At 64.9% G+C, this 25692-nt stretch carries 11 protein-coding genes; 6 read left to right on the top strand and 5 right to left on the bottom strand.

Features of this window, described 5'->3' with window-relative positions:
* Positions 1 to 93: 93 nt before the first annotated feature.
* Positions 94 to 1050: a helix-turn-helix domain-containing protein gene (locus tag H8S62_RS05120; protein ID WP_186918699.1), complete on the bottom strand. Its 957-nt coding sequence runs from the start codon at positions 1048 to 1050 to the stop codon at positions 94 to 96.
* Between the two features lie 306 nt (positions 1051 to 1356).
* On the opposite strand from H8S62_RS05120, the gene H8S62_RS05115 reads away from it, so the two are divergent.
* The 6 genes from H8S62_RS05115 (at position 1357) to H8S62_RS05090 (ending at position 23036) form a co-directional block, all read left to right on the top strand.
* Positions 1357 to 3534: an FAD-dependent oxidoreductase gene (locus H8S62_RS05115; RefSeq protein WP_186918698.1), complete on the top strand. Its 2178-nt coding sequence runs from the start codon at positions 1357 to 1359 to the stop codon at positions 3532 to 3534.
* 122 nt (positions 3535 to 3656) lie between these two features.
* The gene (locus tag H8S62_RS05110; RefSeq protein WP_243255356.1) at positions 3657 to 5003 is read left to right on the top strand and encodes an ABC transporter substrate-binding protein; all 1347 of its coding nucleotides are present in this window, start codon (positions 3657 to 3659) and stop codon (positions 5001 to 5003) included.
* 224 nt (positions 5004 to 5227) lie between these two features.
* The gene (locus tag H8S62_RS05105) at positions 5228 to 6118 is read left to right on the top strand and encodes a carbohydrate ABC transporter permease (RefSeq protein ID WP_155147976.1); all 891 of its coding nucleotides are present in this window, start codon (positions 5228 to 5230) and stop codon (positions 6116 to 6118) included.
* Between the two features lie 14 nt (positions 6119 to 6132).
* Positions 6133 to 6963 carry a carbohydrate ABC transporter permease gene (locus tag H8S62_RS05100; RefSeq protein WP_155147974.1) on the top strand — a complete coding sequence of 277 codons (831 nt, stop codon included), beginning with the start codon at positions 6133 to 6135 and terminating at the stop codon, positions 6961 to 6963.
* A 117-nt stretch (positions 6964 to 7080) separates the two neighbouring features.
* Positions 7081 to 13851, top strand: a complete 6771-nt coding sequence (locus H8S62_RS05095; protein WP_186918696.1) for a glycoside hydrolase family 2 TIM barrel-domain containing protein — start codon at positions 7081 to 7083, stop codon at positions 13849 to 13851.
* Between the two features lie 110 nt (positions 13852 to 13961).
* Complete coding sequence (locus H8S62_RS05090) at positions 13962 to 23036, top strand: Ig-like domain-containing protein (protein WP_186918695.1); 9075 nt, start codon at positions 13962 to 13964, stop codon at positions 23034 to 23036.
* Between the two features lie 121 nt (positions 23037 to 23157).
* Here the strand turns inward: H8S62_RS05090 and H8S62_RS05085 are convergent, their stop codons facing one another.
* From H8S62_RS05085 to H8S62_RS05070, 4 genes are all read right to left on the bottom strand, one after another.
* On the bottom strand, positions 23158 to 23451 hold the full coding sequence (locus tag H8S62_RS05085) for a hypothetical protein (RefSeq protein WP_155147967.1): 294 nt from the start codon (positions 23449 to 23451) through the stop codon (positions 23158 to 23160).
* Between the two features lie 85 nt (positions 23452 to 23536).
* Positions 23537 to 24139: a SafA/ExsA family spore coat assembly protein gene (gene safA / locus H8S62_RS05080; protein WP_155147965.1), complete on the bottom strand. Its 603-nt coding sequence runs from the start codon at positions 24137 to 24139 to the stop codon at positions 23537 to 23539.
* 158 nt (positions 24140 to 24297) lie between these two features.
* Positions 24298 to 24507 (bottom strand): cold-shock protein, encoded by a 210-nt coding sequence (locus H8S62_RS05075; RefSeq protein WP_155147962.1) that lies wholly within the window; start codon positions 24505 to 24507, stop codon positions 24298 to 24300.
* 173 nt (positions 24508 to 24680) lie between these two features.
* Positions 24681 to 25592 (bottom strand): AEC family transporter, encoded by a 912-nt coding sequence (locus H8S62_RS05070; protein WP_186918694.1) that lies wholly within the window; start codon positions 25590 to 25592, stop codon positions 24681 to 24683.
* Positions 25593 to 25692 lie beyond the last annotated feature (100 nt).

Genomic DNA, 25692 nt, shown 5'->3' with positions numbered 1-25692 from the left:
GAACCGACAGGAAAAGGAAGCCAATTGTCGGCAGAAAGTCCCTGGAGGCGTATAAGCGCAGCCGCCCGGCACAATTGTGCCGGGCGGCTGCGCTTATACGCTCTTCGGCGCCGGGGCGGGGTCCTCTTTGTCGTCCCCGTAGGGGATGTCCCGCTGGAAGCGGCGGCGAAACTCCGTGGGCGGGATACCGATAATCTGGGTGAAAACCCGGGAGAAGTAGTTGGGATCGTTGAAGCCCACGCCGGCGGCGATCTCGGCGATGTTCTCCCGGGAGAGCAGCAGGTGGTTTTTCGCCAGCTCCATACGGACCTTGTTGACATAGACGTTGATGTTGACCCCTGTGCGCTTTTTGAAAATGCGGCTGAGATAGGACTCGCTGCAGTGGCAGAAGGCGGCCAGATCGGACACGGTGATATGGCCGCCCGCGTTGAGGCGGATGTACTCAATGGCGTGGGTGAGGATATTGTCCTCGCTGGAGTTGTGGTAGCGGCGGGCGGCGTTGGGCTGGGTGTGGGTGGGCTGGAGCATCCGGTAGGTCTGCCCCAGGTACTCGGCCAGCAGCTCCAGGCCGGGCAGGATGTCCTTGGCCTCCACGACGGGATTTTGGATGGAGGTGCGGTAGAGGTGCAGAGCCTCGTCCGCGTTCAGCGGCGAACAGCGGCGGCAGGTGCGGCGGATGCGGGCCTCGGTGAGCCGGGGGGTGGTCTGGAAAAATCCCGCGTTGATGGAGCCGAGCAGGGTGCCGCCGCTGCGGATGGGCAGCACATACTCCCCCAGCCCCGCGTGGCAGACGCCGAAATAGGCGCCCTGGTGCTTCTCGCATTTATTGTACATCAGGCGGATCATGGAGAGGCATACCCGGTAGTGCTCCGGGTCGGACTTCATGTACATGCAGAACGGGCTGGTGTGGGCCAGGAAGGGCTGGAGCGCCTCGTCCAGCTCCTTGTTGATTGGAATGAAGCCGCTGAAGTCCTTGATACAGACCTGCAGGCCCCATCTGTCACGGAGAAAGCGCAGGTAGTCGCTCAGCGCTTTGTAGGAATTGCCCATTGATTCCCGTCCCCCCACACCTAAATTTGTCCAGTTTCTATGATAGACTTATCTGCTGAATAAGTCAATATTTGATGCAGAAAAATCCAGAAGTTGTGTGGAAAAATCATTGCATAGACGGTTGCAGCCTGCTATGATTAAGGCGAAATAGAAGAAATGACCCGGATGAAGCGGTGGAAACTTGGTCAAATTGGGGACGTGAACCGACAGAAGTCCAAAAGTAAAAAAAGCTGTCTTCAAAATACAGGACTGCCGGAGGACAGAATTTTCAAGACACACTCCGCCGGGATAAGTAAGGTGATGGAGATGCAGGAAATCAGAAAACAGCTCGCAGTGATAGGGGCCGGCCCCGCCGGAGTCTGCGCGGCGCTGGCCGCGGCGCGGCTGGGAATTGAGACGGTCCTGCTGGGCAACCGGCCGGTACTGGGCGGCAATTCCAGCAGCGAGATCCGGGTCTGGACCCGGGGCGCCACCGGGGCGGGCAGCTTGTTTGCCGAGGAGATGGGAGTCTGGGGCCGCCTTAAGCTGGAGAACTTCTACAGAAACCCGGACGGCAACCCCCTCTTCTGGAGCGAGACGTTGCTGGACGCGGTCATGAGCCAGCGGAACCTGACGTTTTTCCTGAATACCGAGGTTTTCGAGCTGGCGATGAACGGCGGCAGGATCGGCTACATAGAGGGTGTGCAGCAGGGCGCGGAGCGGAGGCTGCGCGTCTGCGCCGACTGCTTCATCGACGCCACGGGGGACGGCACGCTGGGCGCCGAGGCGGGTATCCCCTTCTACGTGGGAGATCGCCGGGTGGAGCCCACCGACGGGCCCCAGCTGCCCGGCGCGCAGCTCCAGGGCAGCTCCATTCTGTACTACACCCGCAGGGAGGACCACCCGGTCCGCTTCATCCCCCCCAACTACGCCTACGACATGGAGAAAATCGAGCAGATGCTGGGCCGGGGCGGGCGGATCGTCAATGAGCAGCTCAGCGGCAGCGACTGCTGGTGGTTCGAGTACGGCGGGGTGCGCAACACCATCGGCGACGCCCAGGACATCGCCCTGGAGCTGAAGCGGCTGGTGCTGGGCGTGTGGAATTACATCAAGAACAGCGGCAGGTTCGACGCCGACTGCTATACGCTGGACTGGCTGGGGAGCCTCCCCGGCAAGCGGGAGAGCCGCCGGATGGAGACCGAGTATCGACTTCGGGGCGAGGACCTGCTCGGCGCCCGGCAGTTCCCTGACGGGGCCTTCTACGGCGGATGGTATATGGACTACCACCCGGCGGGGGGCATGCACGACGCACACGAGGAAAACTGTGTACAGATTCCGGTGAACGTCTACCAGGTGCCTCTGCGCACCCTCTACAACCGGCAGGTGCCAAATCTCATCTTCGCCGGACGGAACATCGGGACCGAGCGGGACGCCTTTGTCTCCACCCGCATCATGAACACCTGCGCCCTTTCCGGCCAGGCAGCCGGAACGCTGGCGGCCGTCTGCGTCCGCTTGGGCAAATCGCCCGCCGAGCTGGACTGCGCGGAGGTAAGCGGCGTGCGGGAGACCCTCCTGCGGGAGGATATGTTCATCCCCGGCGTGCGGTCGGAGGACGGCGCGAACCTGGCGGGCAGGGCGGCGGCGGCCGCCAGCAGCCACCACAGCGGGGCCTGCGGCCCCCGGGCGGGGAGCTACCCTCTGGACGAGGGGGGCTTCGTGACCTTCCCCGCCGTTGAGGGCGGCCGGGTGGCCTTCACCGTGACATGCGACCGGCCGGTGGAGCTGCGGGCCAGGGCCCACCGCTCCATGCTCCCCAGCCGCCTCCGCCCCGGCGAGGCCGCGGGGAACGCGGTCTGGAAGCTGGAGAAGGGCGAACACCGTCTGGACTATTCTGTTCCCCCGGGAATGGGAGGCGCATTCTGCACGCTGGTCTTTGAGAACGCGCCCGGCGCGGAGCTGGGCCTTACCCGGCCCGGCCGCACGGGCTTCGTCTGCGGGCGGGCGTCCCGGTCGGAGTACTGCGAGCCCATGCTGGCCTATGAGGGCGACGCCGGGCTCTACGCCCCCGCCCAGGCGATCAACGGCTACGCCAGGCCCTGGGGCGGACCCAACCAGTGGTGCGCCGCGCCGGGGGACGAGAGTCCCTGGCTGGAGCTGAGGTGGGAGACGCCGGTGGAGCTGAGCGAGGTGCGCCTCTACCTGGACCCGGAGCTCTCCATGGAGCTGCCCAGCAGCCACACCCGGCAGTGGGACGAGAGCCATCACTTTACCGCCCGGGAGGAGATGCCCGCCCAGCTGGTGCGGGATCTGCGCATTCAGGTGCGGGGGGAGGACGGCGCGCTTGAGACCGTCTTTACCCAAAGGGACAACTGCCAGCGGCTTCTGTTGGCGCAGCTGCCCCGGCCCGTGCGGGCCTGCGCCCTGCGCGTCTGCGCCGACGCCGCGTGGGGGGAACGCAGCCCCGCCGTCTATGAGGTGCGGGCCTACGGCCCGGCTGAAGCTTAAAGCGTTTACGCGGGATCCGCTGCTTATCGGAAACACCCTGATTGGAAACAACAGCGAGACCAGGAATGCTGTGTTTTAAAGAAGCTGTCTCAAACCATCATCACCAGAAAGGAAGAATGAACATGAAAAAGCGCAAACTTCTTGCCGCGGGCCTGGCCTGCGCACTGTCCCTCTCCCTGCTCGCCGGCTGCGGCGACAGCCCCAAGCCCTCCGAGTCCCCCAGCGCCGCCCAGCCCAGCGCCTCCCAGCCCGCCGGCCCCAGCGCGTCCCAGCCCTCCGAGCCCGCCGCCGACAGCGTCAATGTTGTCTGGGCCGGCTGGTCCGGCGAGGAAGAGGCCAGCAAGGATATCTTCCAGCGCATGAGAAAGACCTATGAGGACCAGAGCGGCAACACCGTCACCTGGGTGGGCTGGACCTGGGCCGACACCGCCCAGCAGCTCCTCATCCGCTCCCAGAACAACAGTGAGCAGCTCGACCTGGCTCAGGCCGACATCGGCATTTTCAACACGGTTGCCCAGGCCGGCGTGCTGGCCGACTGGAACGACATTCTGGGCGAGGACTTCATGAAGGAGACCTTCGAGCAGTCCGCCCTGGATACCGGCAACGTGAACGGTGAGCAGCTGGGCCTGCCCTGGAGCATGGCCTCCATCTCCATGGTCTATAACCCCGAGATGCTCTCCGCCGCCGGCTGGGACGCGCCTCCTACCAGCATGGAGGACTTTGAGAAGTGCCTGGCCGACCTGAAGGCCGCCAACCCCGACGTGATCCCCTACGCCGTCTCCACCAAGGACGCCACCTGCGCCGGCGACTTCATGCCCTGGCTGTGGACCTTCGGCGGCTCCATCTTCAATGAGGACGGCAGCGTCTCCATCAACAGCGAGGCCGCCGTGGAGTGCGTGAAGTGGTATCAGGATATGATGAGCAAGGGCTACATCGCCATGGACACCGGCCGCGGCGAGGCCCGCCAGCTCTTCGCCCAGGGCAAGGTCGCCTTCTATGACGACGCCGTGGTCGCCAAGGGCCAGGCCGTCAACAACGGCGTGGACCCCGACGAGGTCGTCAACGTCTGCTCGGCCATGGTCCGCCCCGTCCTGAAGGACGGCGACAAGCCCCAGTCCACCATGTGGGGCCATATGCTGGTGACCTTCAAAAACTCCGAGTATCAGGAGCAGGCCGCCGAGCTGGCCAAGACCCTGGTGAGCGACGAGGTGGCCCTGGACTACTTCAAGAACAACGGCATGCCCCCCGTCACCAAGAGCGCCGCCGAGCTGGACGAGGTGAAGAGCGACGCATACCTGAAGGGCTTCATCACCTCCACCGCCACCGCCCGCCTGGAGGAGACCGCCCGCATGGCCAACGCCAACGAGGTGAAGAGCGTCATCACCGAGGAGCTGCAGTACGCCCTCCTGGGCCAGAAGACCGCCGAGCAGGCCGTGTCCGACATGGCCGCCCGCCTGGAGGCCCTGTAAAACCCGTATGTTACCCACAGCAGCCTGAACGAGCCCAGCCGCGCAGCGGCTGAAGGAACACACGCCCCCGGCCACGGAAACGGGGCCGGGGGCGTGGCTTCCACCGCGCAGCCTGACAGCCTCACACCCATTTTGAGGGTGCATCTGAAAAGTCGGAGCACCCACCTGTCTGACAGAATCCCAGGCGCCCCGACTTTTCAGATACATCCTGCGGAGGTATCCCCATGAACAAAATCAGAAACGGCGGCAAGCTCACCAACGGCCAGGTGGGATTCCTGCTGATTGTCCCCGGACTGGCCGTGTTTGTCGCAATCATCCTCTACCCCTTTGTGGACGCCATCCTGATGAGCTTCACCAACCGGTCCATGCTCTCCCCGGAGTATGACGTGGTGGGCCTCACAAACTACATGAAGGTCTTTAAGGACCCGTACTTCGGCAAGACGCTGATGACCACGCTCGCCTTTGTCCTGGGCAGCACCATTCTGCCCTTTACCCTGGGTCTCATCTGGGCCATTGTGCTCAACCAGGGCTTCCGGGGCGCGGAGTTTCTCCGGGGCGTGACGCTGGTCAACTGGATTATCCCCGGCACCGCCATCGGCTTTCTGTGGAGCTGGATTTTCAACGGGCAGTACGGCATCCTCAACAGCATCCTGGAGGCGCTGGGCATTCTGGAGACGGGCATCCCCTGGCTGGGCCAGACCAACACGGCGCTCTTGTGCGTCGTCATCGCCCGCACCTGGCAGATGCTGCCCTGGTACATGGCGTTCCTTCTGGGCGGGCTGCAGAGCGTCTCCCTGGAGCAGGTGGAGGCCGCCCACATCGACGGCGCCAACAACTGGAAGACCTTCTGGAAGATTATCCTGCCCGGCATGAAGCAGACCGCCATCCTGGTCTTTATACTGGGCCTCATCGGCAACCTCCAGCACTTCGACCTGCCCTGGACCATGGTCCAGGGTGGCCCGGCACGGGCCACCACAACCCTCTCTATCGAGGTATACACCACGGCGTTCAAGAACTGGAACATGGGCAAGGCGGCCACCGTTGGCACCATCTGGGCGGTGCTGCTGGCCGGGTTCAGCATTCTGTACCTGCGCAAAGTCAACGACCCGGATTAAGGAGGGAATGAGAAATGTTTCAAAAGACAAAGCCGTTCCGCGCCTTCTTCTGGGTGGCACTTGTCGTTATCGGCTTCTTCGTGTTCTTCCCCCTGCTGTGGATGATCAATACCGCGCTGAAGCCCACGGCGGAGACCTTCAGCAGCTACTTCTTCACAGGACCCCTGACCCTGGACAACATCATCCACATCGTCACCGACGCCAAGATTATGGGCTACCTGAAGAACAGCCTCATCGTCTCCTTCGGCTCCAGCTTGATGGCCACCGTGGTCTGCGCCTTCGCGGGATACAGCTTCTCCAAATTCCGCTACCGGGGCCGCAAATTCGTCATGGGCCTATTTATGATGAGCCAGGCCTTCCCCCAGGCCATCCTGCTGCTGTCCATCTACACCCTGATGAACAAGCTGGGCCTGCTGGGCAGCTACTGGGCCCTGCTCATCAGCTATGTGGTCTTTACCCTCCCGGTGGGTACCTGGACCCTGAAGAGCTACTTTGACAACATCCCCGACTCCCTCATCGAGAGCGCCAAGATCGACGGCGCGGGCCACTGGCGGATCATGACCAAAATCGTCTTTCCCATGGCCGTGCCCGGCATGATCTCCATCGCCATCTACGGCTTCGTATGGAGCTGGAACGACCTTCTCTACTCCATGACCCTGGTCACCGACTCCGCACGGCGTACCCTGGCCTCCGGCCTGGTGATGACCTTCCTGGGTGAGGCGTCCACCAACTGGGGCTATATGATGGCGGCCTCCATTGTGTCCGCCATACCGGTGACCATCATCTTCGTCTTCCTGCAGCGCTACTTCATTCAGGGCCTGACTGCCGGCGCGGTGAAGGGATAAATACAAAATGGTGCCCCTGTAAGAGTGGAAAACGGCTTCTTTTCGCGTATTCGGCTTTTGCAGGGGTATTTCATATCCACATTCGCTGTGTAAACGATGTTTTGAGGGGAGATTACAATGAAGAAGCATCAAAAGCAAGCGCTCAGCCTGTTCCTTTCAATCTGTTTGGCGCTCTCATGTCTCGGCGGAGCGGTTCCGGCCATGGCCGCCGGTGCGGAGGAGAACCCGGAGCACGGCGACCTGCTCTACAGCAGCGACTTCAGCGATGAGAGCGCTATCACCGGCTGGCTCAATCCCAATCAGTTTATTGTGGAAGACGGCGTCCTCAAGGGGGCCAACGCGGAAGGGGCCGTCTGCGTGGGTCTGCCCGAAGCGCTGAGCGGCGGGGACTATGTGGTCTCGGCGGAGGTAAAGGCCACTGAAATTCACCCGGACAAGGGCTCCAGCGCGGGCATTGTGTTCCGTGCCGGGAGCGGCGAGAGCTTTTTCCATTTCCGCCTGAACAGCAACAAACAGGAGGGGATGGACGCCCAGCTGTTTCGCTGGGCGTCCGGGAAGAGCAGTCAGTTGGCGAAGACAAAATTCGACTGGGAGGCAGACCGGGTATACACAATGACGGCGGTGGCCGACGGTGCCGTCATCCGGTGTTATGTGGACGGCGAGCTGGTCGCCGATTACACGGACTCGAGCTATGACGGGGCAGAGAGCGGGGAGGCCGCCGGGGTCGGCTTCCGCCTCTGGGGGTGCAGCGCGGAGTTTGACAATCTTACCGTGAGCGCCCTGCCCGCGCCGGAACCGCCCGACGGTCCCACGCCGGCGGCCGTCCTCACAGCCCCGGAGGAGAATGCGGCGCTGCCCTCCGACACGACGGAGATCACGCTGGCCGGCATGGTGAGCGGCGCGGAGCGGGCGGTCATTCAGGTGAATGGGGCCGAGGCCGAGGCGCTGGCGCTGGAGCGGGACGGGACCTTCACCCACCGGATTACGGACATGACGCCCGGCAGGTATACCGTGAAGGTCACGGCCGCCGGCGAGACGGGAAAGACTGCCGAGGCGGTGAGGAGCTTCCGCATCTTATACCCCGCGCCGGAGGGCGCGTACACCTTTGAGGAGCCTGACGCGCTGGCGGGATGGACCGGCGATGCCGGTTCTTACAGGATTGCCGAGCGCGACGGCGGCAACCATATTTTGCAGGGGACAAACTCGGGGAGCGCACTCCTCCTCGCTCCGGGCCGGCCGGAGAGAGACAGCTACCGCATCTGCGCGGACGTAAGCGTTACCAGCGCGTCCCATACCTGCGCGGGGATTCTCTTCCGGTATGCGGACGGGGAGAACTACTGGTACTTCCGCCTGGACAGCGGCGGGAAAGCGATCCTCTATCAGAATGCGCAGGGCAGCTGGTCCGGCTTCGGCTCGACCGACGTGGGCTGGGCGGTGAACGAGACCTACCGGCTTGCGGTGGAGGCCGACGGCCCCTACATCAAGTGCTATGTCGACGGGAAGCTGGCCATTCAGCACACCGACGAAGGCTACCGGCAGCCCCAGGCCAGCGGTCAGGTGGGCTTCCGGCTGGTGAAGTGCACGGCGGAATTTGACAATCTGTCGCTGGGAGAGGTGAGCCGCCCGTCCGTGACAATCACGGTTCCCGCCGGGACGGTGACCAGCATGCCCGTCTCCCTCTCCGGCACCGCGGCGGAGGCCGGCAGCGTGGAGCTCACCCTGAGAAAGGACGGTCAGGTCCAAAAGACGCTGAATGCCCCGGTCCTGGCGGACGGGACATACGCCATGGAGGCCTATCTCCCCAGCGGAACCTACACCGCAGAGGCGGTGGCGGTCAGCAAGGGCGGCGCAGGCCGGTCCGATACGGTGGAGAGCAAGCCGTTCACGGTGGCGCTGCCCGCGGCGGCGCTGACGGCCGAGCTGGCCAGGAGCATGCAGGCTGCGGTGGACGAGCCCGTGCGGGTGGTGTTCAGCGCCCCCGTGGATGCGGCCACATTGGACGGCGTCACGCTGAAGCGGGGCGGAGAGACCGTCGCGGCGTCGGCCGCGGTCGATCCGGAGGATGTGGACGCGCGCACGGCCGTCATAACGCCGGACGAGGCCCTGTCGGCGGACACCGAGTACCAGGTGGTGATTGGCGCCGGTGTGAGGGACGTCATGGGCAACGGCGTGAGTGAAGCCCCGCTGACGCTGACCTTCCGGACGGAGAAGGACATCAACGCGCTGCCGCTGCTGGACAGCGGGCGGGGCGAGGACGTGCTCTCCCTCAACGGCATGTGGGACTTCAAGACAGACCCGGACAAGCTGGGCGAGGCCGCGCGCTGGTATATGCCGGAGAATACCGGCGGCTGGGACACGCTGGCCGTGCCCGGAAACTGGGACATTGAAAACGACTACGCGCACTATAAGGGGAGCGCCTGGTACGCCCGCGCCTTTGACGTGCCTGAGCAGTACGCGGGCTACCCCGTCTACCTGGAGATGACCGCCGTCTACCACAACTGCAAAATATGGCTGAACGGCCATGAGGTGGGTACCCACGACGGCGGCTACACCACCTTCCGTTTCCGGGTGGACCAGTACCTCAACTTCGGCCAGGCGGAGAATACCATCGCCGTCCTGGTGGACAACACCTACAGCGTGGGCGCCTGGTGGAAATGGGGCGGTATCTCCGGCGGGGCGGTGCTGCGTGTGAACAACGCCGTCCGGCTGGACTGGCAGCACATCAGCACCGAGCAGGACTTCGCGGCCAAAACCGCCGTGCTTTCCCTGGAGTACAAGCTCACCAGCCAGGCCACCGGGGAGAAGAACTATCTGCTGGTGAGCCGGGTCTTCGACAGGGCGACCGGCGAGCAGGTGGGGGAGATTGCGACGCCTGCCGCGGTACGGCCCGGCACCCAGCGCATCAGCGCCGCGATGGAGCTGGAGGAGGTGAAGTTCTGGCACTTCGACGACCCCAATCTCTACACCGTGGAGACCCGGCTGCTGGACGGGGAGGATGTGGTCCACTCCGTGGAGGACAACATCGGCGTCCGGGAGATTGCGATTGACGACACGCATTTCTATCTCAACGGCGAGGCGCTGCGGCTCACCGGCGCGGACCGGGTGTGGGACGACCGGGTTAACGGCCAGACGGAGCCGGACTATGTGGTCATGCGGGACATCGACTACATGAAGTCCATGGGCATGAACTGCGCCCGCATGAGCCATGTGCCCATGTCGGAAAACCTGCTGGACTACTGCGACGAGGTGGGCTTCCTGCTCATCTGCGAGAGCAATGTATGGGGCGGGCCGCCGCCGAAGGACGCGGAGCACGGCTACCGCAGCGTGCCCTGGTACACCGAGATGATAGAGCGGGACTACAACCACCCGTCCATTTTCGCCTGGTCCATCGGCAACGAGATGCACGGCGGCAGCGCGGCCACCCAGGAGTACGCCCGGTTTATGCACGGCTACATCAAGGAAAATCTGGATGCAACCCGGCTGGTGACCGAGGTGAGCCTGTCCGCCCAGAATCCCAACAACCCGGAAAACGCCCAGGGCGACTCGGTCTATTATGCGGACTTTATCTGCTGCAATTTCTACGGCGGCTTCCGCGATAACGTCCTGCGGGTGCGCAATACCTATCCCGACAAGCCCATCTTCATTACCGAGTACGGCAACGGCCAGACCTCGGAAATTCCGGACAGGGCGGTCATCAATCCGCAGGCCATTCTGGACCAGTGGGGCGATTTGCCCTATGTCTTCGGCGCGGCCATCTGGACCCTGAACGACTACCGCTCGGACTACGGCGGCACCCCCCTGGGACAGAACCGTGTCTGGGGCGTTACCACCGTATGGGGCGATAAGAAGATTGGTTTTGAGGCGCTGCGGAAGGCGTCCTCCCCTGTGGCGGAGTTGAGCGCCGTCACATCCGGGGACACCCGGACGGAGGGGGCCACGGCGGTGCTCCTCCTCCAGATGCGCGTCAGGGACATCGCCGAAGAGCTGCCCGCCTGCGCGCTGCGGGGGGCGACGCTCAAGTGGGAGGCGCTGGACGCCGCCGGAGCGGTGGCGGCCTCCGGCCTGAGCGCCGTCCCGGACATGGCGCCCGACGGCGGCGTCTATCCGGCAACCGCCTTCGCGACCGTACCCGCGGGCGGCCTGGGCGCCGTCCGGGCCACGGTAATTGACTCCCTGGGCTATGAGATCGCCGAGACGGTGGAGTACCTCCAGGCGCCCGCCGTGGCGCCCTCGCTCACCGCGGTCATCGCGGGGGGTGGCAGCGCCAGAGTGATTTTCGAGGGCGTGGACAACGCCGAGCAGTACGCCGTCACGGCCCAGGGGGGCGGGAAGACGGCAACCGTCACCACCGCGCTCAACCGCTACGCGGACTTCACCGGACTCACGCCGGGTGAGACGTACTCCTTCACGGTCTCCGCCCGGAACGCCGCCGGGCAGGGCCCGGCGTCCCCAGCCGTCTCCGCCCTCCCGAACGCCTCCGCGGGCGTGTTGCCCCCCGTCATCTGGCATACCGAGCCGGTGGAGGGCGGCTTCTTCGTGGGCTACTCCGTCAAGGACGCGGGCGACACCTACGAGCTGCGCTGGGGCACCGAGAGCGGAAACTATACGGATACGGTCGCCTTTGCAACCGAGGGCGGCGTGAAAATTTCCGGCCGGCCGGGCGGGGAGACTTATTACTATCAGCTCCGCAGCATCTCCGGCGGCGAGGCCAGCGCCTGGAGCCAGGAGATCGCCGTTACAACCGAGACCGCCCGGCAGGCGCGGCCGGTACCCGTGGTCCGGGGCGCGGCGGCGGGGGAGAACGCCGTCAGCCTGACCATAGATCCCGTCTGGAAGGCCACCGGGTACACGGTGAAGTACGGCACGGACCCCGCCGCGCTGACGGAGGCGGTCTACGTCAACCGCGCCGAGGTGGACCAGCTCATGATCTCCGGTCTGGAGACCGACACGACCTACTATTTCGCCGCGGCTGCGCACAACGGGGATGTGGTCTCCCCATTCTCCGCCCCGGTCTCCGCCGCGACCCGCGCGGAGAGCGGCCAGGCGGCGGCGGTGGCCGTTGTGGAGGACGCCAACCTCCGCTTCCCCTTCTATCAGGAGCGGGCCGAGCTGCATATCTCCGCGCTGAGCTTCTTTGAGGAGCCCCAGACCCTCACTGTGAGGGCGGAGGACCTGCCCGCGGGGGTCACAGTGCCGGATGAGATGCACTTTGTGGCGGAGCAGGGGGTCCAAACCGGCTACACCGTTCCCGTCACCGTCTCCAGGGAGGCGGTCCGGGGCAGGCACAGCATCAGGGTCTCCGTCCTGAACGGCGCAAAGGTGCTTACGGAGAAAGCGGTGGTTTTGGACCTGCTGGACTGCGAGATACTCTTCCGGGACGACTTCGACGCCGACACCGGCGGGGACTACGCCTCCGCCGGCAGGGGGAGCTTTGCCGTGGCGGAGGGGAGGATGAGCCTCGTCCCCGACGCAGCGACCTCCTCGCTGCTGGTCACCGCCGGAGACGCGGAGTGGACCGACTGTGTGGTGGAGAGCGAGATGACCATGTCCGGCTCGGCAAACGCCACCAGCGCCGGCATTCTGTTCCGCTATCAGGATGAGAAGAACTTCTGCCACGCGCGTATCGACGAGACGGGCGGGAACTGTTCTCTGCAGGTGTACCAGTGGGTCGGCGGGCAAGGCGCCAATCTGGCCAGCGTGCCGGTACCGACGGCCCGGGATGGCGTCTACCGCCTGCGGGTTGAGGTGACGGGCGCCGCCGCCAGAGCCTACCTCAACGACGAGCTGACGGCCGAGGTCACGGTGGCGCCGTCCAGCGGCGGGGCTGGCTTCCGGGCCTATGGCCGGACGGCCTCCTATGAGAACCTCTATGTCTACCGGGTGATTGCCGACAAGTCCGCGCTGCGGGCGCTGGTGGACGACTGCGAGAACTATGACGAGAGCGGCTATACCGCCGATTCCTGGAGCGCGTTTGCCGCCGCCCTGTCCGCGGCCCAGGCGGCTCTGGACCGGGAAAACGCCGCCCAGGAGGAAATTGACGCCGCCTATGCCGCACTGGAGGGCGCGACGGCCGCGCTGGAGGAGGCGCCCTATGCCGGCGCTCCGCTCTCCCCGACCGTCACAAGGACCAGGACCCTGCCCGACGGTACCCGCATTGTGACGGTGACCGACCGCAGGACCGGCGCCGTCACCGCCAGAATTGAACTGCCCCCCGGCATGGAGGAGGCCGTCGTCACGGTCCCCGTCAAGGGCGCGGGGCCTGATACGGTGGCGATTTCGGTGGATCGGGAGGGAAATGAGACTGTAGTCGCCTGGTCCGTGCCTGTGGACGGCGGTATCCGCCTGAAGGTAACGGGCTCCGTCTCCCTGAGGTTTGCCCAGACCCAGACCGGCTTTGACGACGTGCCCGCAGACGCGTGGTTTGCCGGCGGCGCGGCCTTTACGGCGGCCCGGGCGCTCTTCCGGGGGACCGGGGGCGGCAGCTTCAGCCCCGACGCGCTGATGACCCGATCCATGCTGATAACGGTGCTCTACCGCCTGGACGGAGAGGAGAACGGCAGCGGGGGCGGGACCTGGTATTCCGCAGCCGTGGACTGGGCCGGGGCCAAGGGCATCTCCGACGGCGCCTGCCTGGACGACGCCGTCACGCGGGAACAGCTTGTGACCATGCTCTACCGCTACGCGGGAAGCCCGGAGGCGGCAGCGCCGACGGCGGAATTCCCGGATGCGGGCGAGTTATCTCCCTGGGCGGCGGACGCCGCGGCCTGGGCGGTGAACGGCGGACTGCTCACCGGCAGGGACGGCGGAAGGCTGGAGCCCCGGGGCAGCGCGACCCGCGGGGAGGTCGCTGAAATCCTCATGCGGTTTATCCGCGCACAGCTGCGGTGAGGACGCAGGCGGCGGGATTGGACTGAGGAAGGCGCAGGGTGCCGGGGCGCGGGGCCCCGGCACCCCGGCGTCATTCGGAAGACAGCTTATTGGGAAAGAAGGGAAATGCTTTGAAACGATTGAAACAGGGACTGGCCTTGCTGCTGGCGGCCGTGATGCTGCTGGGAATGGTTCCGGCGGGCGCGGCGGAAGAACCGGAGAACGGGATTGTCATTGAAGCGGAGGACGCTTCGCCCCAATTCGTCGGCAGTTGGGGAAACAAGGACGTGAAGACGACCGGCGATGCTGAGTGCAGCGGCGGAAAATTCTGCTTTGTGCAGAAGAATTCCGCGCCCTCGGGCGAGTATGTGGAATTTACCGCGGAGGTCCCGGCGGACGGAACATACGATATTTATGTCACGACCAAGGACAACAAGGACCGGACGGGCTTTCAGTTTTCAGTCAACGGTGAGGACGTGGGCAATCCCGTGGACCTCTATCTCGCCGGCCCGGACGCGGCCTACCGGGAACACAAAATCGGCGCCGCGGAGCTGAAGGCGGGGGCTTTCAAGCTGCGGGCCACGGCGCTGGAGAAGAGCGCCGCCGGACTTGAGGAGAGCGCGAACCGGGGCGGGGTGTTCGACTTTTTCCGCCTGGTGCCGGCGGCGGCGGAAGAGCCCGATGTGGACCCGGAGGCTCCGATCTTCTTCGAGGATTTTGAGGGCGATGCCTGTCAATTCGGTCTCGCAGATGGCTGGTCGGTGGTGGAAAACGGCTCCTCCAAGGTGCTTCAGGGCACGAAGATGGCGGCGGCGGGGCTTCTGAACAGGACCTCCGAAGCGTTTCATCTGCCGGAGACCTATACCATCAGCTATGATTTTACCATGCTTCAAAACGCGGGCAGGGACGGCTGGTCCGGCGGAATTGTCTTTGAGTACAATACGGACAACGATTTCTATCATTTCCGTTTTAACAAGAGCGATTCCGTCAGCAACATTCAGCTCATGAAGTGGCCCGACCCCAATCAACACGTCCTGTTCCAGAAGGACTATCCGTTCCAAACCGGTGCGGGGACAAGTCACAACCTGTGCCTCGTGAATGAGGGGGGGAAAGCCCGCTTTTATGTGGACGGCGAGCTTTTAGCCGAGAACATTGCCATCGGCACCTCCGGGAAGGGGCTGGGCTTGCGGGTCTACAACGGCGCGATGCAGTTTGATAACGTGACCGTCTGGGACTATGTACGTGAGCCGGAGGCAGTCCCGGGCGGCCCAATCTATCAGACCGGGTTCGACACGCTGCCGAAGGAGCTGGAGGGGAGCGCGGTCTGGGGCCTGGTCGAGCTGAAGGAGGGCAGGGCGCTTGGAGGCGCCTGTACCGGAAACAACGATTCGCTGGTCCAGCTCACCAGCGCCGGCACTCTGCCGACGTCCTACACCCTTGTGGTGGATATGGCGCTGATGGGGGGGATTACCGGCAGCGGCTACAGCGCGGGCCTGACGTTCCGGCACGAGGACAGCAAGGAATTCTATCATTTCCGTCTGGACAACGGCACGGGGATGTCGGCGCAGCTGTTCCAGTGGACGTCGGGCGCCGGAAACAAGCTGGCGAGCACCCCGGTTGCCATCACCGACGGCGAGGCGCGGCGCCTGAGGGTGACGGTGGACGATGCAAAAATTATCTGCTATCTGGACGGGCGGCAGGTGGCTGAATACGCCGGTTCTGCCGCCGGGGGAAACGTAGGCTTCCGCCTCTACAATGCAGAGGCCCTTTTCGATAACCTCGCTGTGTACAGCGGCGTGGTGGAGCCGCCTGCGGAGGGCGAGTATGCGCAGGCGTTCCGGTTCCCCGAGGAGACGGAGACCATCTACAACAACGAGCAGACAGACCACTACCGCGAAAAGACGGGGGAGTGGTCCTCGCTGCCCGGCGCGGGTCAGGACTCCAGCGACGCCCGAACCGCCGGCGGCGGAGGCGCAGCCGCCTTTTCCGCCTATCCGCCCAAGTCCGGACAGCAGAATTACAGCGTGGACTGGTATGTCCCCGCCGCCGACGGGGATGCGGCGGACTTTATCATTCAGACACTGGACGGCATGTGGAAATTTACGCTCTCAGCCGGCACGGCGGCGGGATGGCAGCGTCTTGGCGTGGTGACCGCCACCGGCGGAACGGCTTTCACCGTTGATGCGGCCTCTCAGGGCAGGCTTTACGCCGACGCGGTAAAACTCACCCCCACCACGGCCAAGGCGGACCCGGTATATACCCCCACCGGCGGCGGTTCTGAGGAGATCGCGGTTCTGGTGAACCAAATCGGCTATGATACAGGCACGTCCAAGCGGGCTACCGTCCCCAATGCAGAGGACGGCGCCCCGTTCCAGGTCATTCACAGGCAGACGGAATCGGTGGCCTTCTCCGGTGTGGTAGAGAACAACATCGCTGATTTTACCCAGCTGGATACGGACGCGGACACCGACTTTTACATCACCTGCGGCGGTGCGGAGTCCTATGTTTTTACCATTGGCGAAAACATCATTCAGCGGCGCAGCGTGAAAAACGCCCTGGCTTTTATGGATGAAGTCCGATCCGACACCTTCTGCGTGGGCAGCAACAGCATCGCCTGGCGCGACAGCCACCAGTTCTCCTTTGAACTCAATGGCCTGGTGCTGCAGTACATGGCCAACCCCGCCCTGCAGGACAGCCTGACCGGCGGCATCACCAACACGGCGACCTGCGAATACGAGGCCCTGCGCGTACAGGACGAGCCGGATATTATCTGGCTCATCCAGTTTGCGGCCCTGCGCTACTATGATTGGGGCCACGACGAGGGCAGGGACCTGCATATGCTCACAAAGGAACAGCTTGCCTACTACCTGTACCTCTACCCCGAGATCAGCGAATATGTGCCGGAAGAGACCTACAGGGCCATTCGGGATTATACCATCTCGGTCTGGGGCAATTCCAAGGTCAGCGGCAACAGCCAGTGGTATGCGGTCTCCGGTACAGACCATAACCTCTACAGCGTCCAGACCGTCTTTGGCGGACTCAAAGGCTCCCAGCCCCCCGGCCACTCCATCGTGCCCAACCTTTTGATGTACGAGGTGGCGAAACGGGACGGCCTTGGGGACGACGTGGCCCAGCGGTTCTTCGACGCGGCCTATGCCAACTGTGAGTACACCATCCACGATATTGACATCAACGACCCCTTCTACAACAAGGGCCAGCGCATGAGCGAGTACGTCACCGTCCCCGCCCTGGCCTGGTTCCTTGAGATGTACCCCGACCGGGCGCCCGGCGGTTTGAAAGCCGCCCTGGAGAGCTGGGCGGAGAAGACCATCGCCCGGTCGGACAATATGTGGGACATCCGCATGGCGGTCAGCCTGGAGGCGGGGGACGGCGTCTACTATTTCCACAATCCAAAGCTCCAGAGCCAGGCGCTTACGAAGGACTACTGGACCGGCGCGGCCTATGCCAATGCGGACGACCAGGCCGGCTACCTGGCCGGCGGCGCGCCCAAAAATGAGCCCGGCAACCAGGCGGGCCTCCAGGCCGTCACCTACGCGGCGGCCCGTGTCCTGGAGGACGGGGCCGCTGCCGGACGGCTGAAGGAGCTGGGCGTGGCGGCCATCGACGATCTGTATGGACGAAACCCCACCGGACGGGCCGCCTTCTACGACTTCACCCGTGACTTTGAGGGGGCGGACCTCGGCTGGTACAAGCAGTTTGCCGGCGGTGCAGGCGTGCTGGAGCGCCGCACCGCGGTCATCGACGCCAACGCCCCCGAGCTCTGTTACCCCTACGCCCCTGAGAATTACAACACCGGCTATACCGAGGGCTGGGTGGCCTACAACACCGCCTGGAACGCCTCACTGGCCTATGCGGCGGCCGACGCCGTGAGCCTGGCCGCCCCCGTCTCCGGAAAACAGGGGGAGGCGGTGACGCTCACGCTGAACGCGCCCCTCAACCTGGATACGGCGGTGCGGGAGACCGGCTATGTCTTTGTCACCAATCCCCTCACCGGGGAGCGCGCCAAGGTCGAGGTGGCGGAGCGCGGTACGGACAGCGCCGTTTTTGAGGGGACCTATGTCCTGCCCAACGCGCCCTATGTGACCGTCTCCTACGGCAGCGGCATTTTCCTCCAGAGCGCCGATGTGACCGTCAGCGATTATGTGGGCGTTCCCGCCGCAGAGATTACGCTGAGCGGGCACGCGCTGACGCTCGCCGCGGGCGAGACGGTCCGACTGAGCGCCGCCGTTCTGCCGGCGGACGCCACTGACAAGCGTGTGAGCTTTACGTCCCTGGATTCCGGCGTGGCCAGCGTCACCGCCGACGGGCTGGTCAGAGCGGTCGGGGCGGGACAGACGGTAATTACCGCCGCGTCGGTCTCCGACCCCGCGATCAAAGCGGAGTGTACCGTCACCGTGGCCGCGGCCGCGCCCCAGAGCCTGCGCGTCAGTGCGCCAAGCGAACTCTCGGCGTTCGGCTCACAGGGTAAAATTGAGGTCACCGGGGTGGTATACTCCGACGGGACTGTGAAGACCGGCTCCCTGCCCGAAGCTGTGTTCTCCACCGGGGACGGCGGTATCCTCCGGGTGGACCCGGACGGCACCCTCACAGGCCTGGCCGCGGGGAAGGCCACCGTCACCGCCGCAGCCGTGGTGGAGGGAAGGACTGTCACAGGCGCCGCGGAGGTGACCGTGACGGCGGAGCGATCCTTCGATCTGCTGACCCTCTACCGGGAGGGCCGGTATACTGCCGACGGCGTCACCATGGCAATTGCGGCGAATACGAAGGACGATTTGACATCCTCCTACGGTACCGACCGCCTGAAGCTCACCGGCAATCAGGCGGGCAACACGGTCGCCTTCCAGCTGGGAGAACTGGCCGCCGGGACCTACAGCGTCACCCTTTTCAGCAAGTACTATGGGGGCAACTATGCCTACGGTACCTGGAGCTTCCGCATAGACGGAAAGACCGTGGGTACGGAGATCGACTTTGACCAGGCGGACAAGAACGGCACCTACCACGATATCCCCCTGGGCGGCGTGGAGCTGGGAGCGGGAGAGCATACCTTTACGTTCGTCTCTTCCGACGGCGGCCCCGTTGTGCCGGTGAGCGTGACACTGTCGCTGGACGGCGGGACGGACCCCGGCCCTGACCCGGAGGTAAAGCCCGGTCAGACGACGCCGAAAATCCACGCGATGGACGAGATGTATAAAAAGGTCTATACGGATGCCTCCATCCAGGCGGCCGGCCTCAATTACCGCCTCTATGTGCCCGCGGGCTACGAGCACGGCCAGGAGGCGGAGCTGCCGCTGCTCATCTATCTCAACGGCGCGGGCAGCCGCGGGACCGACAACGTCAAGCAGCTCGCCAACCTCTCGCCCCTCATTACCCCCCTGATCGACGACCCGGACCACCCCTGCATCATCGCCGTGCCCCAGCTTCCCACCAGCGACAAGTGGGTGAATGTGGACTGGGCCCTCGGCAGCTATGAGGACAGCGTGCCCGAGTCCAACAGCGCCAAGCTCCTGATGGGACTCATCGGCGAGCTGAAGCAGGCCTACAAGGTGGACCCGGACCGGGTGTACCTCATGGGGCAGTCCTTCGGCGGCTACGGCGCCTGGGACCTTATCACCCGCCACTCTGAGACCTTTGCCGCGGCGGTGCCCATGTGCGGCGCGGGCAGCCCGGCGCGGGCGGAGGCCGTCAAGGATATGCCGCTGCTGGTTCTCCACGGCGCGGCGGACCCCACCGTTCCCGTCAGCGGCTCCCGCGAGATGACGGCGGCCCTGAAGGCGGCGGGCAGCACCAGCGTGACCTACCTGGAGTACGAGGGGGACGACCACTACGTCCAGCGGAGGCTCTTTGAGCAGCCGGAGCTGTACCTCGACTGGCTCTTCAGCCAGGAGAAGGGGAAGACGCCTGCCGCACCCGACGTGTCCGGGCTGTATATGCCCAGACTCACCCTCAACCTGAACGGGGCCGAGCAGCTTGACAGGCTGACCGTGACCGGCGGGACGGCCAAAGTGGAGGGCGGGCAGATGACCCTCACCCCGGCGGACGGAGGTTCCTCCGCGCTGGCGCTGGCAAAAGGGACGGAGGGCTTCCGGGACGGCGTGCTCACCGCCCACTTCACGATGGACGCCCTCACCGGGTCCGGCGGCGCGGGGCTGGTGCTCCGGGCCCGGGACGGCGGGAATTACATCCACATCCGTTTTACCAAAAACGGCCTTGAGCTGCTGGAGATGGTAAACGGCAAGGCGGCGCGGAGCAATACCGTGCCCTACACCCTCACCGCCGGCCGCATCACCTGTATGAAGGCCGAGGTGAGAGGGAGCGTGCTGAGCGTCTGGGTGGACAACAAGCTCCTCTTTGACCGGGCCGCGATTCAGGCCGCGGCGCTGCAGGAGAGCGGCGCTGTGGGCGTGCGCAGCTATGGCGTCCCGGTCAGGACGGACGACATCATCTGGTCCACCCGCGGCGGCGCGTATATCGCGCTCACCTCCATGGCGGACCGGCAGGTCTACCAGCGGGACGCAGAGACCGGCACCGGCGCCGTGGCCCTCACCGGCACGGCGGAGGGCGCGGCCAGACTGCGCTGGCGGGTGGTATCCTGGGACGGCGGAGACAACGTGATTCACGCCTGGACGGAGACGCCCGTCACGGACGGCGGCTTTTCCGCCGACTTCACGGTTCCCCAGGGCGGCTGGTACAAGACCGAGCTTGAGGCCCTTGACGCCGGGGGAGAGCGGATTGCCCGGGCGGAGAGCGGCCGCTGGGGCGTGGGCATCAACATCCTGTGCATCGGCCAGTCCAATATGGTGGGCATCGGCCAGGGCGCGCCCGAGGCCGCCCACGATCTGGCCTCCAACTTTATGAACGAGCACTGGACCCACCTGGAGGACCCCTACGACAAGGGCGACACCACCCCCATCTCCTCCGACGGCACGGTGGGCAACTCCATGGTTCCCGCCCTGGTCAACGCCCTCATCGAGGCCTACGGCCTGCCCGTGGGCATCATTCCGGCGGCCAGGGGCGGCGCGGGACTGGTGTGCGACTGCGCCGACTACCCCCGCTGGCTGGATCGCAGCGAGGACAATCCCGCCGACCGTACCAATCTCTACGGAAACTCCCTCTACCGCGCCCGGGCGGCGGGCGGCGTAGAACTCATTGTCATGAACCAGGGCGAGCACGACGTGTCCGGGAATACCGGCGAGGAGGCGTATCTCGCAGCGCTGAAGACCCTGGTCGACAACTACCGCAGGGATTTGGGCCGGGACGTGCCCTTTTTCTACTGCCAGCTCGGGCCCGCAAGGCCCGGCAGCTGGAGCGATGAGAAGGGGGCGGTCATGGACGGCATCCGCGCCGCCCAGATGCGCTTCAACGACCCGGAGCAGGGCGTGATTCTGGCCGCCGTGGAGATGGACCTGGACCGCAACAGCGACAACCTCCACTACACCACAGCCAGCCAGAGCGTCATCGGCCGGCGGGTGGCCAACGCCATCCGGTGGTACTACGACGCCGCGCCGGACAGGGCGGACTACTACACGGGACCCGGCATCGCGGCAGTCCGCTTCGCCGACGCGGCGGGGACAAAGCTGGATGTGACCCTCGCCCACACCGGCGGCAGCGACTTCACCCCCGCGGCAGGCATCACCGGTTTTGAAGCCGCCGATGGCGTCGGCAGCCTGGAGATTACCTCCGCCGTGCGGAAGGATGCGCACACCATCACCCTGACCCTGGCGCGGCCCGCCGAGGGCGGGACCAGGGTGCGCTACATGGCGGGTCTGCTGCCCGACGTGACCGGCATCGTCAAGGACAATTCCCCCATGCGCCTGCCGCTGAACGCCACGGTGGGCTGGCTGGAAGTGACGGGCCGCGTGGAGTCGGTCACGCTGGACTGCACGGAGGCGACGCTCTACACCAACGGGGAGAACACCCTCCGGCTCACCGCCGAGGTCCTCCCCGCCGGGCTGGAGGGCGCGGAGGTCAGCTGGACCTCCGGCGACGAGGCGGTCGCCACGGTGGACGATTTCGGCCTTGTGACGGCGGTGGCCGACGGTACGGTGGTGATCACCGCCGCCGTGGGCGGCAAATCCGCCCAATGTACGATTACCGTGAGCACCTACTATACCGCGCCCGCCCGGCCCCCGGTGAAGATCGAGACCGCCCCGGACGGGAGCGTGGCGGCGGTGATGACGCCCAACGCGGCCGTGAGCGGCGGGCAGGCCAGGGTCAGCCTCACCACGGCGGACGTGAGCCGGCTGACCGCCGCGGCGGAGAAGAGCGGCGGCACGGAGGTGGTCATCCGGCCCAAGGTCCGGGGGACGGCGGACCGGTTTAGGGTCTCCATTCCTGCGGGCGGCGCCGCCAAGCTGGCGGGGTACGGCCTGACGGTGGAGCTCCCCGCTGCAGAAGTCACCATTCCCGCAGGCGGCCTGGCAGGACACGAGGGCGGACTGGTGATGACCGCGGCCCTGACGGAGAATGGCGGCCTGTCGGTCTCCACCGGGCTGAACACCCTGGTCAGGGCGACCTGGGAAGCTCCCGCGGAGGGAAATGTGGTTTTGTTGGTGCTGGACGACGGGAGCACCCGGCCTCTGGCCCTCTCCCGAGTGGAGCAGGGAACGGCCACCGCGCTTATCCCGGGCGGCGCTACGGTGGCGCTCGGACAGCGCAGCGCCTCCTTCCCCGACGTTCCCGAGGGGAGCTGGGCGGCGGACGCCGTCGGCTTTGCGGCGGTCCGGGGCCTCTTCGGCGGCGCGCCCGGCGGCGCCTTCGTCCCCGGCGAGCCCATGACCCGGGCCATGCTGGCGGTGGTCCTGGCGCGGATGGACGGCCGGGAGGCCTCCGGCGGGGCGGGACAGCCCTGGTATGGCGGCGCCCTCTCCTGGGCGGTGGAAAACGGCATTCTCCAGGGCAGCGGCGGGGATTTAAACCCCGACGGGGCGCTCACCAGAGAACAGCTGTGCACCATCCTGGCCCGCTATGCCGGCCATGCCGGTCTCACGCTGGAGCAGACTGACGCGGCGGAGACCTTCTCCGACAGCGGCGCGGTCAGCGGCTGGGCGGCCGGCTCGGTGGAGTTCTGCCTGCGGGCTGGGCTTCTCACTGGCAGGCCCGGCGGACGCATGGACCCCAAGGGCCAGGCGACCCGGGCTGAGATTGCCGTGATTCTGACCCGCTTCATTGAGGCGGCCCTCCGCTGAGGCGGTTTTCCAAGGTGCAAAGACAGACGGACGGGGCGCGGACCAAAATGGTCCGCGCCCCGTCCGCCCCAGCTTATCAAAGAAGTCCCGGAGGTTTTTTTGACAGCCCCGTCCGTCTGTCTCAATATTCCCGCAGGCCGCCGTTTTTCATAATTCCAATGCAGCGGCACAGGTGGCTGCTGAGGGTGTAGGCGGGCCGCTCAAAAACTCCGTCGCCCACGTCGAAGGCACGGCTTCCGCCGGGGCGGAGGTAGAGGGGGGCCTGGGAGTCCGGAAAGAGCTCCCTGGCCTTGGCCTGGAGCACGGCCTCATCCGTGCTGCGGCCGGAGGCCTCATAGATCTGCGTCAGCTCCTCAATGGTGAAGGCCGGCTGGCGGCTGGTCTCGGACAGGGCGACCATGATGTCCCATTCCATGTTTGACACTCCTTTAAGTACGCTGCCATCCAGTATAATGAAATGGCGCGCTCCTGTCAAACGGGGTAGGGGCGTATGTGCCCGCTCAGCCGATGAACATCTGGGTCCAGTAGTGCCCGGCGGCCACATACCCCACACCGATCTGGGTATAGGCGGCGTTGAGGATATTGGCCCGGTGGCCGCTGGAGTTCATCCAGCCGTCGACCACCTGCTGGGGCGTCCGCTGGCCGTAGGCGATGTTTTCCCCGGCGGTGCGGTAGCTCAGGCCGAAGGCCTTGATCATCTGGAAGGGCGTGCCGTAAGTAGGGCTGGTGTGGGAGAAGTAGCGGTTGTCCGCCATATCCTGGGACTTATAGCGGGCGATGCGGGAGAGCTCCCAGTTGGCGGTAAGGGCGGAGAGCCCGTTCTGGCGGCGGATTTCGTTGACCAGTCGGACGACCTCGTTTTCGTAGGCGGTGACGGAAGAATCCACGCTGGGGATGTTCAGCACCTGGCCGGGGTAGATGAGGTCGGGATTGGAGATCTGGGAGTTGGCACGGATGATCTCGCTGGTGCCGACCTGATACTTGACGGCCAGCTTCCACATCGTGTCCCCGGGGACCACGGTGTGGGACAGCGCGGACGCCCCGGTGGACAGAAGGGAGACGGTCAGGGCGGCGGCGGCAAATTTGTGGACAAGTTTTTTCATGTTTAGCACCTCCTGAAAACAGGGTAACACTGGATGACGTGGGATTCAATGTAAAAATATTGGCAGAAGGAGCGTTAAACACGCAGAGCGGGGACCCAAACAGGCAAAAAAAGTCCCGCCCGCCGGAACACTCCGGTGGGCGGGATCTGCCGTCTTGATTAGACGCCGCGGACGTTGACAGCGCGCATCTTGCGGCTGTCCTTGGGATCGGGCTCGGTCTCGTAGGAGACCTTCTGGCCCTCGGCCAGGGTCTTGAAGCCGTCGCTCTGGATAGCGGAGAAGTGGACGAACACGTCGCCGCTGCCGTCCTCGTTGGAGATGAAGCCGAAGCCCTTTTCCTCGTTAAACCATTTGACAGTACCGTTCATAATAGTACCTCCTAAAAATTGTTATTCCAGTGCAAAAGAAAAGCCACAGGCGAAGTCAAAATGGAAATTGACTTACACCTGTAGCAATCAATCAGTACATTTAGAATACTTGATTAGTATACACAGATGAACGGGAAATGTCAAACAATATTTTTGCCGAATTTTGAGAGCCGTCACAGCAGCGCGGCCCAGAGGGGGATGGTCACCATGCTCAGCAGGGTGGTCACGAACATGCACTGGGAGGCAAATCCGGCGTCGGCCCCGTACTGTGAGGCCAGCACCGTGGCGGTGGTGGCGATGGGCATTCCCATCAGAATGACGGATGCGGCTTTGACCGCGCCGTCCAGGGGCAGCCAGTGCAGGGCCAGGAAGGTGATGCCGGGGACGACGGCCAGCCGCACGAGGGCGAAGCCGAGGATGTCCCGGCTGAAGAGGCCGGACAGGTCCGCGTCCGCCAGGACGGCGCCGATAAAGAGCATGGACACACTGGTGCAGCAGTTCCCGATGGAACTGACGGCGCTGTCCACAAAGCCGGGCACAGGAAGGCGGAACACCATCCGGACGGCGCCGATGTACACCGCCGCGATGCAGGGGTTGAGCAGCATGTTGCGCAGGCGGCCGGCTCCCCTGACGCCGGTAAACAGGGCGACGCCGAAGCTCCAGAGGAAGACGCGGATGGGGATGACGAACATGGACGCGTAGAACACGCCCATGGCGCCGTAGGCGTCCTGCATGACGGAGAGCCCGGCAAAGCCCGCGTTGGGGATCATGGTCCCGTACCGCAGAATCTTTCCGCGGGCCGGCGGCTTACGCCCGTAGAGCAGCCTGCCCAGCCCCAGGCAGAGGACGCACAGCGCCGCCGAGACGCCGACGGTGAGCAGCACCGACGCCGCCTGGCCGCTGCGCAGCTCCTGGGGGAACGAGCTCAGGGTCATGCAGGGGAGGAAGAGGTCCAGCATCAGGACGGAGAGCCCGTCGCGGAGCGGGTCGGTGACAATTCCCATTTTCCGCAGCACAAATCCAGCGGCAAGGCAAAAAAGCTGCGCCGCCTGTATGCCTGCCATCATCCAAAAATGCTCCGTCATATCCCGTTACCGCCTTGAGTGATGGGCCCGGAGGCGGCCGCTTACACCGCCTCCGGGCCGGAGAGGGGGAGGGAAAGCGCTGTACCCGGAATTGGCGGGG

The sequence above is a fragment of the Lawsonibacter faecis genome, from assembly GCF_014287675.1.
GTDB lineage: Bacteria > Bacillota > Clostridia > Oscillospirales > Oscillospiraceae > Pseudoflavonifractor > Pseudoflavonifractor faecis.
The sequence above is the reverse complement of the archived record's forward strand: the minus strand, read 5'-3'. Positions and strand labels throughout refer to the sequence as shown.

Excerpts from the sequence above, each read along its gene's own strand:
- H8S62_RS05115 (WP_186918698.1), top strand. The coding sequence starts at position 1,357 with ATGCAGGAAATCAGAAAACAGCTCGCAGTGATAGGGGCCGGCCCCGCC.
- H8S62_RS05100 (WP_155147974.1), top strand. The coding sequence starts at position 6,133 with ATGTTTCAAAAGACAAAGCCGTTCCGCGCCTTCTTCTGGGTGGCACTT.
- H8S62_RS05085 (WP_155147967.1), bottom strand. The coding sequence starts at position 23,451 with ATGGAATGGGACATCATGGTCGCCCTGTCCGAGACCAGCCGCCAGCCG.
- H8S62_RS05070 (WP_186918694.1), bottom strand. The coding sequence starts at position 25,592 with ATGACGGAGCATTTTTGGATGATGGCAGGCATACAGGCGGCGCAGCTT.
- H8S62_RS05120 (WP_186918699.1), bottom strand. The coding sequence starts at position 1,050 with ATGGGCAATTCCTACAAAGCGCTGAGCGACTACCTGCGCTTTCTCCGT.
- H8S62_RS05105 (WP_155147976.1), top strand. The coding sequence starts at position 5,228 with ATGAACAAAATCAGAAACGGCGGCAAGCTCACCAACGGCCAGGTGGGA.
- H8S62_RS05075 (WP_155147962.1), bottom strand. The coding sequence starts at position 24,507 with ATGAACGGTACTGTCAAATGGTTTAACGAGGAAAAGGGCTTCGGCTTC.
- safA (WP_155147965.1), bottom strand. The coding sequence starts at position 24,139 with ATGAAAAAACTTGTCCACAAATTTGCCGCCGCCGCCCTGACCGTCTCC.
- H8S62_RS05110 (WP_243255356.1), top strand. The coding sequence starts at position 3,657 with ATGAAAAAGCGCAAACTTCTTGCCGCGGGCCTGGCCTGCGCACTGTCC.
- H8S62_RS05095 (WP_186918696.1), top strand. The coding sequence starts at position 7,081 with ATGAAGAAGCATCAAAAGCAAGCGCTCAGCCTGTTCCTTTCAATCTGT.